The organism is Pseudotamlana agarivorans, from assembly GCF_018860245.1.
In the GTDB taxonomy this organism is placed as follows: Bacteria; Bacteroidota; Bacteroidia; order Flavobacteriales; family Flavobacteriaceae; genus Pseudotamlana; species Pseudotamlana agarivorans_A.
This window is the reverse complement of sequence record NZ_JAHKPD010000011.1, coordinates 209,740-227,868: the sequence shown is the minus strand read 5'-3', so window position 1 is coordinate 227,868 and position 18,129 is coordinate 209,740. Positions and strand designations below refer to the sequence as shown.

5 protein-coding genes are annotated in these 18,129 nt (G+C 33.8%); all 5 read left to right on the top strand.

Features of this window, described 5'->3' with window-relative positions; genetic code table 11:
* Positions 1 to 33: 33 nt before the first annotated feature.
* The 5 genes from KO493_RS05820 to KO493_RS05800 all read left to right on the top strand — a co-directional run bounded on the left by KO493_RS05820 (position 34) and on the right by KO493_RS05800 (position 18,052).
* Positions 34 to 4,332 (top strand): hypothetical protein, encoded by a 4,299-nt coding sequence (locus KO493_RS05820; protein WP_216067000.1) that lies wholly within the window; start codon positions 34 to 36, stop codon positions 4,330 to 4,332.
* 7 nt (positions 4,333 to 4,339) lie between these two features.
* Positions 4,340 to 11,428: a hypothetical protein gene (locus tag KO493_RS05815; RefSeq protein WP_216066999.1), complete on the top strand. Its 7,089-nt coding sequence runs from the start codon at positions 4,340 to 4,342 to the stop codon at positions 11,426 to 11,428.
* A gap of 4 nt (positions 11,429 to 11,432) precedes the next feature.
* Positions 11,433 to 13,043: a contractile injection system tape measure protein gene (locus tag KO493_RS05810; RefSeq protein WP_216066998.1), complete on the top strand. Its 1,611-nt coding sequence runs from the start codon at positions 11,433 to 11,435 to the stop codon at positions 13,041 to 13,043.
* A gap of 672 nt (positions 13,044 to 13,715) precedes the next feature.
* Positions 13,716 to 17,279 carry an eCIS core domain-containing protein gene (locus tag KO493_RS05805; RefSeq protein WP_216066997.1) on the top strand — a complete coding sequence of 1,188 codons (3,564 nt, stop codon included), beginning with the start codon at positions 13,716 to 13,718 and terminating at the stop codon, positions 17,277 to 17,279.
* A 20-nt stretch (positions 17,280 to 17,299) separates the two neighbouring features.
* Entirely contained in the window at positions 17,300 to 18,052 is a 753-nt protein-coding gene (locus tag KO493_RS05800; protein WP_216066996.1) for a hypothetical protein, read from the top strand.
* Positions 18,053 to 18,129: the final 77 nt, after the last annotated feature.

The window sequence follows — 18,129 nt, the reverse complement described above, 5'->3', positions numbered from 1 at the left end:
AAAAATAGAACTGGGACTAGCCAAAGAAATAGAGTGATTCAGGCTTTAGGGACAGATGCGGCTCCTATTGATGGAAAAACTCTGGCCGATCGATTGTATTTAATTAATGACTATGCAAGACAGATTAATTTCTATGAGTATAAAAAAACGGAAACAGATGGCGAATCTCAGGAATTAAATACGTGGTCATTATTTTTTGAAGACAGCCTTCCTTTCCAACTCGCAACTTTAAGTAAAACATCAATTGATAAATTAGAGACTCAATTTCTCCTCTTATATCAGGAGTTAGAGGCAAATCCTTCAAAGGAATCTCTAGAATCACTATTCAATTTTATATTTAATAAAATTATTACACCTATAACACTGCTATATAAATCGGTTGAATATAATGAGAATAGTTTTACCGAATCATTAGTAGGAATAATTAAAAGCTCATTCTTAGAACCTATAATATCCTATATATGCTTGTATAATTCTAGTGCTAATTTTTTGTGTATAACAAAAAAGAATTTCATTGATTTTATAAAAACGCCATGGCAGTTAAAAGTAGATGAGATATATGCATTGGACTTATGTATTAAGTATGTGAAAAAAGGGAAGAAAGAAGCTTTTTTAAAAGCTGGCGATGTATTGAATACCATATTTTATCAAGTGTTAACTGGTATGCAAAACATTGTGATTGCAGCTCCAGATTATATTGGAGAAAGTTTAATTCCTTTAAAAGAATCATTACAAAAAAAGCACGAACCACATATTGCATTACTATTTGCTTTTCTAGAGTTATTTAAATATTTTCAAGGTAACATCAATGAGTTAACTAAGAAGCATTTAGATTTCTTTTATGAGGAAGTGTTAAAAATGGTTCCTAAAGAGGCTGTTCCAGACATGGCTCATATTGTGTTTGAAGTTGCAAATCATCAAGACGCCTACTTACTAAAAAAAAACTTGTTATTAAAAGATGGGAAAGACCTTAATAAACAAGATATTCAATTTGGTTTGAATCAGGAAATTGTAATAGATAAGGCGCAAGTTAACGACTTAAGAACATTGTCTTTATGTCCTATTAAAAATAAAAAAGAAGATGAGTACATTGAAGGTGTATATATGGCACCAATAGCAAATAAAGCTGATGGAAAGAAAAAAGATTTTAAGGATAATCAGCCAAAAAACTGGCCTACTTTGGGTTCAAAATATAGTAAGTATATTTTAGAGGGAAAAGAAATACCAGAGCACTATCCCAAAGCGAGATTAGGATTTGCATTAGCATCGCCAGTGCTGTTATTGCAAGAAGGAAAACGAAGCATAAAAATTGTTTTGAATTGTGGTTTAGTATTTCAGAATGATGAAGAAAGGGAATCAATTACATCATGCTTGCCAGAGTTTATAACTGCTTCAAATAGCAATGTAGAACCACTATTTAAAGTTTGGTTTAGTGGTGAAAAGGAATGGGTACAGGCAACACCAACAATCATAGCTAAAAACCCACCTGGTAAGATAGAGTTTGAAATAAATGTGACTTTAAAACCGGAAATTGAACCAGTAACTTTTTTTGACGAATCAGTACTCAACGAAAAAATTAATCTAAAAGAATCACAGCCTGTAGTAAAGATAGAGTTAAATGAAGACGTAGAAATTGAATGTGATATACCTTCTTCAGATATAAATTGCTGTTTGAGAAAAAAAGATATTGAAAGCCCTCAAAACAAAGTTTCACCTTATAATTTTCTGAAATGTTTAAAATTAATTGATGCAGATATTGATGTCAAAGTTTGTGGTGTCAAGAATTTAATTGTTCAAAATGATGAAGGAACTTTAGATATTAAAAGTCAATTATTTCCATTTGGATTACGTCCTGAAGTTCCAGGTTTTGATCCTATGAATCAGTTAGAGCCTCCTGAAGGTACGCCGAAATGTGGAGAAAATCCAGATGATAATAACGCCTCTTGTTTTGGTTCTAGTTTTTATATAGGAAGTAAAGAAGTATTATTTAAAAAGTGGGATTCTATAAGAGTAAATTTAGAATGGAAGGATAAACCCGATAGCTTTAATGATTATTATAAAGCTTATCTCAAAAAAGAAAAAGATCTAGGTGTTCCTACAGATATCAATAAACTTGGCTTAGATGAAGATGATTTTCATTTAAGAATAGGAAAATTAAAAGATGGGACTTGGAATAATCTTTCTAAAATTAACTTATTCGAAAAAACAGTAGCTGCATTTGGAGGCTTAACCTGTGAAATGACTAAATATGGATGGGAGGTTGAAAACAAAGGTGTTAATAGTTTTGTAGACTATAATCAACCTATAGATGTGTTTAAAAATTCACTTAACGGGTTTTTAAGATTTACACTAGCTGATCAAGATTTTTTACATAAAGAATATCCTTTTGTTTTAGCAAGGCAAATGCTTGCCTATGCCAATATTGAAGCTAATGGCGGGAAAAAATTAACTGATGCCATCTATATAGAAGAATCTGGGAAAACAGTGGTGCATCCATTTCTTGATTTTTTAAGTTTAGGGATAGAAGAAGTTTTAACAGGATTAAGTGATGAATTGCAAAAGATTCATGATGCCGTTGAGGCAGCAATCGAATTTCTTCAAGATGATACTGCGCTTTTGGCTTCAGTTGAGAATGTAAAAACACAATTGACTACTATAAGCACTAGTATTGCTACTTTTTTAGGGAATCCATTTGATCTTCCAGCAATTATTACTTTTTTAGGAGACATAGGTACCAGTATTCAAGATCTAACTACAGGTACTGGCGCAGCAAATCAGGCTTTAAGTGATGTTGTAGGTTTTATTGCAAATGCATTACTGGAGCTTCGATTAGATGGATTAGCTCTCGACACATATATCGATAATCTTAAAGGCTCATTTGACGACTTTTACGATGTGCTCGATAATACAAATATTTTGAAATTTTTTAATTCAAATGCTTACCAGGCACTAATCCCAAATGAACCTTGGACACCTATTATTAAAAATTTATATATCGATTATTCGGCAAGTGCTGAAAAACAAAATATGGATATCATTCATCTCTATCCTTATGAAAACACGTCCAAATATGAAGCTATAGAACAAAACCCAACACTTTTTCCATATTTTGATGCTGAAGGCACACTATTTATTGGGATAGAGAATATAACGAAAGGTGGAAACCTATCAATACTTTTTCAGTTAGCAGAAGCAACAGCTAATTCTGAACTGGAAAGAGCTAAAATTGACTGGCATTATCTCAGTGAAAATGAATGGAAACCCTTAGCATATGATTTTGACATTATTTCTGATGAAACAGATGGGTTTACAGTATCAGGTATCGTTACTGTCGCAGTACCAGATGATATAAATAACGATGGAAATACAATAATGCCTGACCCTTTATATTGGATTAGAGCATCATCACCAAAAAATGTAAAAGCAACAGCCGAAATCATAGGAGTACATACACAAGCTGTAAAAACATCGGCTAGATTTAGTGAATTAAGCGACAAAAGCAGATTAGAAAATGAACTTGCCCCTGGCAGTATATCAAAATTAGTTGAAGGCGATTTCAATGTTAAAAAAGTTGCGCAAATATATCCTGCATTTGGAGGTAGAAAGCCAGAGGCAGAAGGGCATTTTTATACACGTGTAAGTGAACATCTAAAACATAAAGGTAGAGCATTAATGCTAAATGACTATGAAAAAATTGTTTTAGAAGGGTTTCCAGAAATTTATAAAGCTAAATGTATTACACATACTATGGGACTTTCGGCTATTAGTTATGAACGTGACCTAGAAATAGCTCCTGGCTATGTAGTGGTAACTGTAATTCCTGATTTAACAAAGCTTAAATCGGGAAATTTACAAGAACCAAAAATACCAATAAGTTTATTAGAAAAAATTGGAGATCATATTAGAAAACGCACGTCTCCTTTTGCCCGATTAAAAGTGATGAACCCAAGGTTTGAATATGTTGACGTGACCATTTCTGTTAGACTGCATCGTGGCAAGTCAGATGATTTCTATAAGCAAAAACTAAAAGATGACATCCACTTATTTTTAGCGCCTTGGTCACTAGGCGATTCTGAAAAATTAGCTTTTGGACAAGCAGTGCTTTTTTCAGATATCGTTGGTTTTGTTGAACAGCTTGAATATATAGACTTTATTTCAGAACTTGAATTAGTTGGCCCATGTGGGCAAACAGGATCTATCATAAAACCATTGACAGCAAGATCTGTTTTAACAGGCGGAACACTATGTGTTGATACCAATAAGGAGATATGTCCAGAAGATAATGAATGTAGAGATATAGAACCTTTAACACTGATTAATCCTATTAATTAATGTAAATATGTCAGAAGTGTCAGAAAATACAATATCTGCTATTAAGCAACTCGACCCAGATTTGCCTCAATATTTAGATTTTAAGAACCTTAGAAAGGAAGGGCTTGAACATATAGGGAATTTGTCAGGTAAAATATGGACCGACCATAACGTACATGATCCAGGAATAACAATTCTAGAGGTTTTAGTATATGCTTTAATAGATTTAGGATATAAAACAAACCTTCCTTTCAAAGATTTAATTGCTCGCGAGAACAATCAGGATAAAGACGATAATTTTTTAACTCCTTTGGAAATACTTACTGTAAACCCAGTAACTATAACCGATTATAGAAAATTACTTTTAGATATAAAAGGTGTTCGAAATGCTTGGTTAGAACCAGCTAATCAGGAAGTAAAGTTATTTATAGATCAAAATGCAAGAGCTTTAAGCTGTTCTTACCCACGAAATTCTAATAATGATAATGATGATTGTGTTTTAGATGCAAAATATGAAGAGCTCTTTTTAAATGGATTATATAAAGTTTATATAGAAAAAGGGAATGATGTTGTGGACGAAGACGAACTTAAAAAAGAGGTCAGAGAACGGCTTTTACAACATCGAAATTTATGTGAAGATTTTAGAGATATAAAGATTTTGGAGCCTATTAATTTTGGTGTCTGTGTCGATGTCGAAATACGTGCAGGATATGATCCCAAAATCACATATTCAGAAATTATTAAAGCGTTAAAAAATGTCATTCAACCCGATATTAGATATTATACGCTTAACCAACTTCTCAACAAAGGAAAACCCATCGATGCTATTTTTGCAGGAAGACCATATAGCGAAAAAAGTTTTGGATTTATTGATACCGATGAGTTAGAAGCTTATGAAAGGCGTAGAGAAATTCGCTTGTCCGATTTATATCATAGTGTGCTTAGCATAGAAGGGGTTCGGAAAATAAAAAAAATACATGTAAATAAAGAACATAAAAATGAAGGCGAAGATTCTCTGTCTTTAAATTGGACTCATGATATTGGACCTTGTGAAGTCCCTGTGTTTTCTCTTGAAAGTACTTGTGTAGATGTATACAGTGAACAAGGGGTGGTAAAAATAGATAAACTTAAAATTCACAAATCATTTTCATTTAGTAAAAAATTCGAACTACCTTCAACTAGTTTGAATAGTGAAATTCCTTTTGGAATGTATCATGAAGATATAAAAGACTACTATTCTATTCAAAATGATTTTCCTGTAGTATATGGTATAGGTGAAGATGGCTTACCGGAAAGTGCAACATTACTTCGCAAAACTCAAGCCTTACAGCTCAAGAGTTATCTTATGTTTTATGACCAAATATTAGCAAACTACACGTCACAATTAACAAACATTCGTTCGTTATTTTCATTGAAATCAGAACAAAATAAAACTCAGGACGAAAAAAAAACATATTTCACGCATATCCCAGAAAGTATCACTGGAATAGAAGACCTATTAAGGTTTTATGATTCAAATCCAACCCAACAACAAAGTTCTGTACTAGCATATCCAGTATTGGAAGATGAAGCATTGGAAAAAGCATTGAAACAACTTGAGAATAATCCTAGAACAGAATTTTCAATTGGAAATACTTGTGACACTAAAAACAGATTAGTTGATATGTTTACGTTTTCTTCGTCAAACACACGTTCTGTTTATATGAATCAGCTCATTGATTCTTTTTATGCTAAAAATTATACCATTCAAATTCTAGAAGATCGTTTCGGTTGCTTTTTTGTATTACGTCCTAGCTTGCCAAATGATGTCTTAATCGTTGGGACAAAAAGATATGAATCGGCTAGCAAAGCGAAGATTGAAGCAAAAAATGTTGCTTTTATTGCTTCTACTAATATGAGCTATAATTTAGTAACTCATAAATCAGAAAATAGTAATCCAGATCAACACTACTTTGGTATTATATACCACCCAATATCATACATAGATTTTATTCAAGGATTAACAGAAAACAAAGAAGAATACTTGTTAAGACGCAAACAATTTTTAGATCATTTATTGGCAAGATTTGGGGAAGAATTTACCGATTATACATTACTTCAATATAAAGGAAAATTAAGCGAATCTAAGCGCAATGAAGAGATGATTAAAGATCAGTCATCATATATAAGCGAATTTCCGGAGCTAAGTCGAAATCGAGGGAAAGCGTTTAACTATTTAGAGACATCTTGGAATTCCGACAATGTTTCTGGATTTGAAAAACGGGTGTCATTATTATCAGGAATAAACAATTACCAAAGAAGAAACCTGTGCAATTTTGAAGTAACAGAATGTTATAGACTATTACTTAACGATCCAAACGGAATTCCTCTTTTTAGAGCTAATAGAAGTTTTGAAACTAAAGAAGAATTACATCATGCAGCAAGTAAGGTTTTATTGCAGATTCGAGATTCTGATTCTTACAACACACTAGAAAAAAGCTTAAATGGTTTTAGTGCTAGTATTATAGGAAGAGTGTTTTCAGAGAAGCCAAAAGATGAGAATATTATAATTACCAAGTACCGCTTTAATCAGCAACTATTAAATAGCGAAGGAAAAGAAATTGGCCTAAGTAATAATATAACCTCAAAAAATAGTGCTGTTAAAAAGAAAGATGATTTTTTAAAAATAGGAATTCCGCAAATTTTACCTAATTCATCGTATTCTGATAAAAACAGAACGTATCGTTTGCTTTCAATAGACAAGGATAATCACTATTTAGACGTTACTCATCTAGATAAATCTTTAGCAATTAATCCTATTGAAACATGGAAGTGGGATATCAATACAAAACACCAAAAAAAAATAGTAAGTGAAATTTCTTTTAGCAGTGAAGAAAAAGCTTGGGAGGATGTAATTAATAATGGTACTATCGATAATTATTTAGTGAAGTATAAGGCAGGATATAAATGGGCACTTAATATCCCTAATCAGCAAATTTCTTTTCAAGGGTTAAATTGTTATCCCGATAAAAACAAAGCAATAGCTGCGTGGCGAAAAGCAAAAGTTTTGGGAAGTACTATTAAAAACTATACCCTGGATAAAGGAGATAAAACACATCGGTTAATATTAAAAAATGAAAAGAAAAAAGTCATAGCCGTATCAGGAAAGCTAGAGAAGAGTAAAACCGATATTATAGAGCAGTGTACAAAAATTTTTAGTAATAGAACAGTAAAACCAAAATATGTTAAGGAAACAGATAAATTAGGGTTTAGAATTCCTATTAATAGTGATTTAACATCACTTGTGAGTTATTGCGTCTACGATTCTAAAAAAGAAGCTTTGCTAGAAATGAACAATGTTTTCAAATTTGGTAAGACCAAAAAAAATTATTTAGAATCGGGTGACGAAGGGAATCCTGAATATAACTTTTTACTTAGAGATGCACATAACTCCTTTTTAGCTTTACCGCCCGAACACTTTGAAATAGCATCAAATAGAAACAATGCTTTAAAATCAATTCTACGCTTTTTTAAAAGCAACGAGGCTCCTGTTCTGATTAAGAAAGAGCCTAATACATATGTCTGGTCTTTGTTTGATAATGAAAATGTATTATTAAAGTCAGAAACTGAATTCTCATCAAAAGTAAGAGCACAATCAAATTTTGATAACGTCATAGCATCTGAATCCCTAAAAAGCTGCCATGAATTATGTAAGGAACACATTTATAAATTTGATATCATATCTACTCCTTCACAATTTAAATTTATTTATGGTAATACGAATATAAGCAATGAATTAAATCCCCTTTTCATAAGTGAAGCCTCTTATGATAATGAGGGAGAAGCCAAAAAAGCATATGCAGAATTTATAAAAAAATTACCTCAATTATCATTAAAAGAGACAAAACAGAATGAACACCCTTTTGAATATGGGTTATACAATAAAACGATTCCTTTAGCCATACAATATAAAAAGGGAGGAGTTAAAGGAGATTTAAGCACTGCAAAACAATTAAAGGACTATCTAAGTAAGATATATAAAGACAGTAATACTCCTAATGAAGAATTTATAAGTTTTCAAATGGCAGAGAGTCAAGAGAAATCTTATGAGTGGCGGTTTTACAAAAAAAATGCTCCGTTAGCTAGGAATCCATATTTATGCCTAAATAAAGAACAAACAGAAGCAATAAAGAGGGTTGTTTGTGAAATCATACCACCAATAAGTCTAGAGAAGTGCCCTTCAAAAGATATTATTATATGTCCAGATAAAGACAAAAAAAGGTATCACTACCAAGTTTGTTTTTATGATCAGGAAGGTCATGAATTTCTATTAACCAGTTATGTAGGTTACAAAACTATTGAAGAAGCTGAAGATGCGTGGCACAAAGAGTGGTTTGAAGTTATTAATCTAGCTAGAGACCCAAAGCAATACATGTCTGGTGGAAAAATAAATCCTGTTGAAGTATATAAGAAACCTGAGGATAAAACATGTGATGACATATCATTCATTGCAGTAATTCCAGACAAAAGGAAAACCGATAAAAAAGAGCAAGAATTAATAGATCACTATATACAACAGGCTAATTTATATCCCTTGTACAAAGTTGAAATTGATGAAGAAGATGAAGAACAAAATGGAGGGATTCAAAAGTGTAAAGACAAATATAAATATCGTGTCGTTGTATCAGATAAAGAATTAATTGATACCAGTTGCACATTAAAAGATGAAAATGAATATCAAGGAGCTTTAGTATGGGACAGTGTAGATTGTTTTGACAGCATAGTTGAGGTGATAGATGCCTATCGTCATTTTTACACGTTAGCAGGTACCTATAATAACTGCAGAATACTTTGTGAAAAAGGTAAGTTTTATGTTGGTTTGGTTGAAGTCCTTGCAGAAAGTTCATGTGATTTTACTTCAAAAGAAGAGGCTTGGGATGATGCATTTCCAGAAGATAAAAACTCATGCGGAGATTGTATCCCGAAAGGAGTTAGAGCATTTATTTATGCGGCAGAAGATGACAGAAATTATATTCCAGTCTGTGATCAAGAGTATTGGAAATTCAAAGTGGTATCACCAAACTATTTTGTAGTAGATCATAATTGCTGGTATAATTCTGAATGTGAGAGAGACCATCAAAAAAATGAATGGATGGACAACTTAAAAGCATTGAATTGGGATAACTATACAACAGGATTACTCTTTGAAAATGATGAGATTATTTTAGATGATCATCGATTGACTCACATCGATTCATCACCACCAAATAAAGGACCATTTAAAATATGTTGTGATATTGTTCATGACATTAGGAAGTGTTTGAAAATGTGCTCTAAAGGCATTGAAAAAGATAAACAGTTAGTTGAAATTAGGAAATGTCTAGTAGACCAATTTAAAGCATATAAATGTTCTGAAGAAGAAATCAAAAAGGAGGTTTGTGATGATGAAAAACTTATGAAACATCATAAAACGATTAAACTGCTTGAGTTGTTTGATTCAGATATTCATAAATTTTATAATTTAATAAATCATTTTCCAATACATAAAACAGATAAAGGTTACTGCTATAAAATCTATTGGGAAGAAAATGATAAGGTGATTACAGAAGATGGATTACAACCTTGTGGATGTGGTGGTGAAGAGGTAATTGAAAGTAAAGATGCATGTGACGAGATATATCCATTTATAAGTAGTAATTGTTATTCTTGTTGTTCTGAAGCATTTGATGCATTTAAAAGATTTCGAGAATTGATAGAGCTAAAGAAAACATTTGATTTTGAGTCTGTTTCAAAAACAAAATACGGTCCATATTCTTTTCAAATAATTGATACGAGCAAAGTACTAGCATACCATCCGCAACAATATAAATGTCTACAGGAAGTAGAGGACGCCATTCAAATAACTAAAGATTGTGTAGATAATGTTGGAATGCACCTTTTAGAGCATATTTTATTACGACCTAAAACTGCAAACGAATGTGGTCTCAGTATTTATAGAGGTGATGATGTTTCTGTAAGTAGTAACGTTGAGAATTGCCTCTTACCAATATGTCAAGATTATTGCTGTGATATAGAATGGCAACCAGATATGGATAAAGAGGATCCATGCTCAAATAACACAGAACAAAACAAAATTTATCATTTACCAGGCACAGATCCCTACTCATTTTGGGCAACTATAGCATTGCCAGGGTGGGTGAAACAATTTAGAACAAATGAATCTAGACAGGTTTTTGAAAAGTTACTTTACAAGGAAGTGCCTGCTCTAGTTGGACTAAATATTTTATGGTTAAGCCCATCTAACATGTGCAAATTTGAAGATGAATATAAAAGATGGTTAGAATGGATAGAGAGTTCTAAAAAACATCTATGCGGACCTCAAAAGTTGCCAATATGCACTTTGACAGATTGTATTAAAACACTAAAATCTGAAGATGCTTGCCCTACAATACCAGGCGAAAAAGGTGATTGTGATTGTGAAGAAAAGGACTGGGTGAATGATGATGAATGCTGTATGCCAAATGACACCAAAGGCACCATTTTTTGGTCATGTTGTGAAGCATCAGATCCTGTGATTTATAGTGAGATTTCAAATTTAGAGTCAGTAAGTGTAAAAGAGAAATCAGTTTCAAAACGTAAAACATCTAAAAAGATGCCCAAATCAAAGGCATCTATAGAAAAAGTTAAAAAATTTGTAAGCGAAGAAAAAGATGTATTGACTCTTGTGAGAAAGAGAAAACCTAAATATCTCTCCAAGATAAAATCATTAACAGAAAATGATATTCAAAAAACTAAAAGCTATGAGCGAACATTATTTTTTCTGCAAAATATACCTACTGTGAAAGCTTATGCTCAGCTAGTAAAATTCTATAAAAGATATAGTTTGCATAAAGACAATAATATAGAAGGCTTCTTTTACCTCTTAAAGATTGCAACATGGCATTTATTAGACAATATGGTACTAAATCAGAAAGGAGAAATTAAAAAAGAAGATTTCGATAGCCTAAAAACGAATCTTCAAATTTTAAAACGCAAAGGTCTTTCTCTTAAAATGCTAGTTAAAGAATGGAACATTGAAGAGGTGAAATCATTAGTAAATCGAAAATCTCTAAAACAATTAAAAAGAATATTGAAATAATAAAATGACCGATAAACATCTCATAGGGAAGCAGATATTAGAATTTCAAGTTAGTTCTTCTGATGAAATATATGCCATGCAACAGCGTATGAGTGATTTGTTATGGAACGATTTATTACCTGAACTAAATAATCTATTTGATAGAGTCGTAAGTGAAAATGAGGTTATATGTATAAATAAAATTGAGTTAGATATAGGTCGCATAGGCTTAAGTGCCGATACTAATATTAGTGAAATAGTAAGCAAAATAATTAGTCTTTTAGAAGAAAAAATAAAAGAGCAAATACATAATTATTCTCTAGAGAAAAAAGATTCGGAACTTAAAAGTAAAGATCATTTTAACGATGAATTGGAATTAAAAAAGTACAGCCACTATAATGAAAAAGAAAAAATTCTAAAAAAGTACCTAAAAGAAAAATCTAATACGAATCATAAAAACCATCACGAAGAACAAAAACTAAACAGAAAGAGTCATCAACTCCTTAGACGCTATTATTTTGAATTATGGCTCCACTGGTTAGAAAAAGGGATTTTACCTTCCTATTCTATTGAACCAGAAGAAAATTGGATGGAACTGGTATTAGAAACACTTGCTTTAGATATAGATGCAGTGGTGCTATTAGAGAATAAAATAAAACAATACCCAGTGGTGCTTCAAAGATTAATTCTTCAACATAGATTGAAAGATTTAAAATCAATAGTAGAATTATACACGGCGATATCTCAAACACAATTATTAGATTTTTTTAGCGAATTAAAACAATTGTTTAAAGAGAAGTCAATCCACTCAAAATTAATGCACTATAGAGCATTTGAAATTAATGCTTGGGAAATAATTTTAAAGAAAGTCATTCTCGAAAGGAAAAAGTTAGATAGTATAGCTTTAGGAATTCAGGTTGTTAAGCATCCATTTGTCAATACATTCAGGAATGAATTAATAAAAAAAAGCAATCAAATTAAAAGTACATATCCCTTTTTGCAGGACGTGTTCAGAATAGATGATTTGAATACTTCAAAAGACGAAACCATTGAACTCAAAGTGGTAAAAACTCATCTTACTTCAAAAGACAATATCAAAGATGTAAAAGAAATACAAGATGATTTGCAAATAGATTCGCCTCAATTTTTTAGAAATGCTGGAGTCGTATTAATACATCCTTTCTTAAGTAGTTTCTTTAAAAACCTTAACCTACTCGAAGAAAATAAGTTCAAAGATTTTAATAGTCAAAGTAAGGCAGTAATACTATTGCATTATCTGGCAACCGGCAAAAATAATCCACTAGAATACGAAATGGTATTGCCAAAGTTTCTTTGTGAAATGCCAGCTAATATACCTATAGATCATACGCTGTCAATAACAGATGAAGAGAAAGAAGAAGCTAATAACTTATTAGTAGCAGTTCTTGAGCATTGGGGAGCTTTGGGAAGTACGACACCAGACGGTTTACGAGAAGGATTTTTAAATAGAGAAGGTAAGCTGGACCATGAAGCAACAGGCTGGAAATTGTATGTAGAGCATAAAACATTAGATATACTCTTAGACCGCTTGCCATGGAATCTAAGCTTGATAAAATTGCCTTGGATGAAAGAGATTTTAAAGGTTGAATGGAGGTAAAAGGATGAGTATAAAATAATAGGTCAAATAAAACGGTTTTCATAATTATAATAGGTGAAAATAGTAGAAGCAAAAACAAGTTCAACTGCTTTAAATCAAATACAAAAGAAGCAGCAGCCCTTTTTTAATAAAGAAGGACAAGACGACTTTTTTTCTAAATCGAATGAAACAACACAACCTTTTTTCAATACATCAGCTATACAGGCAAAGCTAACTATAGGACAGCCCAACGATAAGTATGAAGTAGAGGCAGATGCCATGGCAGATAAAGTGGTGCAACGACTGTGTCAACCTGAAAACAATTCAATTTCTAATACATCTTCAGGAACAGTTCAAAGACAATGTTCAGAATGTGAAGAAGAAGAACTACAAAAAAAAGAAGAGCCTTTAGCAAAAGAGATTAATTCAGTACAATTAAAACCTATTTTTGAAAGTAATGCCGAACATCCTGATGCCGATATCCAAAATAAGCCATTAGCTTCATCAGTAATCCAGGCAAAATGTACGAGTTGTGAGCAAGAAGAGGGCTTACAAAAAAAGGAAGAGGAGGAATTGCCAGACAATGATCAACTACTTCAAAGAAAGGGAATAGATACACCTTCTGAAAATACATCAAACCTTGAAAGCAGGTTAAATTCAAGTAAAGGAGGAGGAAATTCTCTTCCTTCAGATTTGCAAACTTCTATGGGTTCAGAATTTGGAGCCAATTTCAGTACTATAAGAATACATACAGGTACTGAAGCTGTTCATATGAGTCAGGATATCGGTGCCCAAGCATTCACTCATGGGTCAGATATCTATTTTAATGAAGGTAAGTACGATACCAATTCAAATTCTGGAAAACACTTATTGGCACATGAGTTGACGCATACGGTACAACAAGGATCTGCAAAACCAACTATTCAGAAAGAAGATCTCGGTGAGCATAATTATGAAGAATCGGAACTTAGTATTCCTGAAAATTCCGAGTTAGGCGTAGATCCTGATAATCCTATATTGGAAAATGAAGTAGGATCGGACGAACTGACTGATATTATATCGGAATTTGAAAATGAGGATTTTGAGCTCAAGGTTAAGAAAAGCGAACCAAACTTATTTATTGTTCCAGGCGAAATAAGTCGAGAAGGGATATCAAAAAAACTTACTGGAGAATCTGATCATATTCGTGATTTTGATTATGAAGTAACCGATATATTGGAAACTGTAGATGGTGTAAGGCAAAAGGCAATTAAAATGCGCAATTATGCATTACTGGTAGATCAAGCTTATGGCATATTGCGCACTAAAATGGATCAAAAGTTAGAAGACGATCTTAATTGGAGTATAAACAAACTCAAAGAAGCTAGTATAGATGGGCAAGATGAATGGCTATTGGTAGACCGATGCCTACGCTGGTCACAATATTCTAATATTCTTGACACTAATGGAGTCCAGTATTTTGATAAATATCTAAATGGATTGGCCAGCCATAGCTTAACCGAATCAAATTTCTTAACTAGTGATACTACTAAAAATGGGTTGGACTGGTTGCTTACAGAAACTGAAGAAAAAGGAGAACAAGTGCGAAAAGCCATTGAGCTTCGCTCATCAAAATGGACAACCCACTACGACTACGAAGCCACAGATGGTACAGGTGTTCTTGAACGAGGCTCTGTGGTAGGTCGATATTATTGGAGCGATGCAAATTCTGGTATTCAGTTAAGAGTCGTCAATATGATTGCTTATAGCGAGACAATGGACAAAGTGGAAAGACTTGCTAGAAACAACCCTTATCAAGGTCGAAAAGTAGTGATTCCTGGTGGCGATGGGAAATTTTATGCCTATAGTCTATCCATACCACATCTGGATCCATTGGTAGATGAACCGCAAGAAGATCCTGGAGGGCATTTTTACTGGTACTATCCCGACACGATTTATGTTAGGGAGAGAGAGTTCAGAGCCGATGTGCTAGATGAAGATCCAGAGGCACAAGAACATAGAAGAGAAATTTTGTCTGAACTATTGAATAATGCAGATGAAAATCCTGCCATTTTGCTTGGTATAGACTATGCGGTTCTGGCAACCGCTACTTTTGAAGAACGGAAAAAAATATTTGACTACGTACTTAAGACCGAGATCAAGAGTATCCCTTTAGCACCGGATCTTTTGGCCAGGGTAATTTACACCACTCCAAACAATGAGTTTATGCAACTGGAGCGCCATTTAAGTGATCAAGGGTTATTAGCAGCGATGTTAACTACAGGAGATACAAGTCAAATGATACTAGGTCAAGCATTTACTCAAAAATCTATATCTGCAGTACCTATCGGGGCGCAAACACTTTTAAATATGCCTACGTTCACTATTGGTAAAGAGGATGATACGCATCATATGTATGATGTGCCTACTCAGCAAGAAAGCTCAAATATAATAAGTGAAGATGAATGGGTTCCTACGGAGAGACCCACCTTGGGTAGAGAGCCAGCAATGGCTGGAGAAGAATCAGCAGAGATTAATCGTAGTACCATTCGTTTCAGGCCAGTGACTATGGAGTTTCATGCGAGGTATTTTCCAACTACAGAAACAGGCGCTGAAACCCGATCCTTTTTGCCGACAGAATTGATTCAACTCGAAATTCTTGGATCGCAGCCAGAAACGCGCATTGTGAGCGCTATGGAATTAGCATTGATTGCAAGTGTTGATAATATGGATCTACTCTTTGAAGGGATCATGCGAATCGGTGAACTTTGGGCTTTAAGAGGAGCTGGAGTAGGTATTGGAAGAGCCTTGGGACCTGCATTTACTCGTGGATTAGCAGCAGGAGGTTTACGCGCTGCACTAACAGCTGCAGCTACTGAGGCTGGTACCGAAGCAGGTCGTCAAGCAGTAAAGCGATTTTTGATTGAAATATTGATTATTGGCAGCACAGCTGTCGTCAATTCAAATAGAGACGAACTCAAGAAAACACCTCAAGGCAGGGCCTTTGTGGCTGTATTCGACGTGGCCATGTTAGCATTAGCAGCTCGGGATATCTACCGTATTGCAAGATCTGGTGTCCTCACCGAGGTCGTAAATAAAGGTAGGCTTGCAATTGCATCTCTTACAGGTAGAGCAAAAACACGTTTAATTAATTCACTCGATGATCTTGCTGCTGCAGAAATAGCAGCTAAGCGTGCACTTGAAAGAGGATGGGTAGCCGAAACCGCAGGTGGACCTGGACTAAGCCTCATACCAGGAAAAGAAGAAGCCTTGAGCAATGTATTCTATTCGGTAAGAGCCGATTTGGCCAGTTCGCGAGTTTTGACAGGACTATCTGGTAGTGCAAAAACTACAGCACAATCTCTATTTACTCGACTTAAAAATTTGGCTAGTGGTAATTCCGAAATGACCAGGGCCTATAGTGCTATTGCTCGAAAAGCGGATGCCATGTCTGCTACAAATGCCCAGTCGTTTTTACGCGAAGTAGAGCAAGTATTGGCTGCAACTCCTAGAAATAAGGTGAATTTAGCAGGCTTTCTATGGGCTTCAACACGGTCGGCAAATCCAATTGCTTTCTTAGCAGATGTTAAATGGGTTCTTGGTCTGAGTGGTATATCGGATGATGCTATTAGAGTGCTTAGCAAAAAAGCAGCAGCACGAAGTGTAGACTTGACATGGCTAAGGACCACAACTTTGCATATAGACGACTTAAATGTTTTGGCCGCAGACCCTATGACTCCTTGGCGTTTATTTCAAAGAGCTTCCACAGGTAATAGGGGCTATTGGGTTACTCTTTGGGCTCGAGTAAAAATTAGAGGAGTCTCAGGAGAGCTTACAGGTCGTTCGGCTCTTTTAAGACAACTTCCTGGTCATCGTGTTACCAGTGCCCAAAAGAGAATGGGCAATAGCATCATCGATTATGAGGTAATGGCTGGACAAATTCAAAAAGGAATGGAGGTCAAAGGATGGACTGTAGGTGTTTGGGAACGTGCTTTGCTAGCATTTGAAAATAGAGCTAATGGTGTAGCATTGAGCTGGAGACAAACAAGGCAAATTGAAAAAATGGACCATCTAATAAAACAAATTAACGATATTAGAACCTTTACGAGTCAAACTCCTATTTTAGCTGTGTCTGATGTTGTAAGAGGCGGCATTAGATCTAGGTTGACAGCTATATTGAGAACAGAAACAGGAGGTTCGGTCAGGTTAGTCACAATGTCGGAAACAGATATAGTTAATGTTGGTCGTAGGTTGCGAGCAGCTATGGGAATAAGATAATTAAATATTTATACAAATTTATGAACTGGATATTATTAGTAGAAAATAAAAAACAGGACACTTCAGCAAAATTGTCTGAATTTTTCGGTCTAACTCAGGCAGAGTTGAAGGCTAATGACCTTCCTAATGTGGTTTATGGTGAAAAAAAATTCGATGCTATTGTGTGTGATAAAAAAGGAAATGAGGGTTTGGAAATGGAAATTGCTGATTTTTTTAGTCCCAACGATGTTTTTTTTATTCTGCACAATACCGATGATCAAATAGGAGTGTATACATATCAATCAGGTACTATTCGTCAAAGGTTAAAAGAAGAACCAATGTCATTTTTAAGAGAATCAGGTGTTTTTATTCAATACGATTCGTTTGCCCCTAAATATGAAAATCGAATCAATGAAGTAAAAACGGTTTGTATTATTGAAAACTCAACTACCCAAATCGTTAGAGATATATTAAGAGTTGAAAATAAACCTGGGTTGCATATAAAAAGTCTAGATAATGAGCATGTTATGTACTATAGTGAATATGGCAATATTGTGCTTTCCGTATATAATTTAATGGAAAAATTAGATGGACCAATCTATTTTGTGCACAGCGAACCTACAAATAAAAGATTCAGTTGTACTGTATTTGAAGATGGTAATGAGATTGGTATTTATGAATATCCGAATTATGAAACAGACCATATAAAAGAATTAAAATCTATACTGGGTAATGAAAGACCTTTAGAAATTGTCAAGGCGCTTAATATAACACCCGAATTATTAGGATTTTAATCAAACAGTATGATTAATGGTTATTAAACTTTATGGTAGATTGAATTTGAAGGATTGCAAAATTGATATATGAAAAT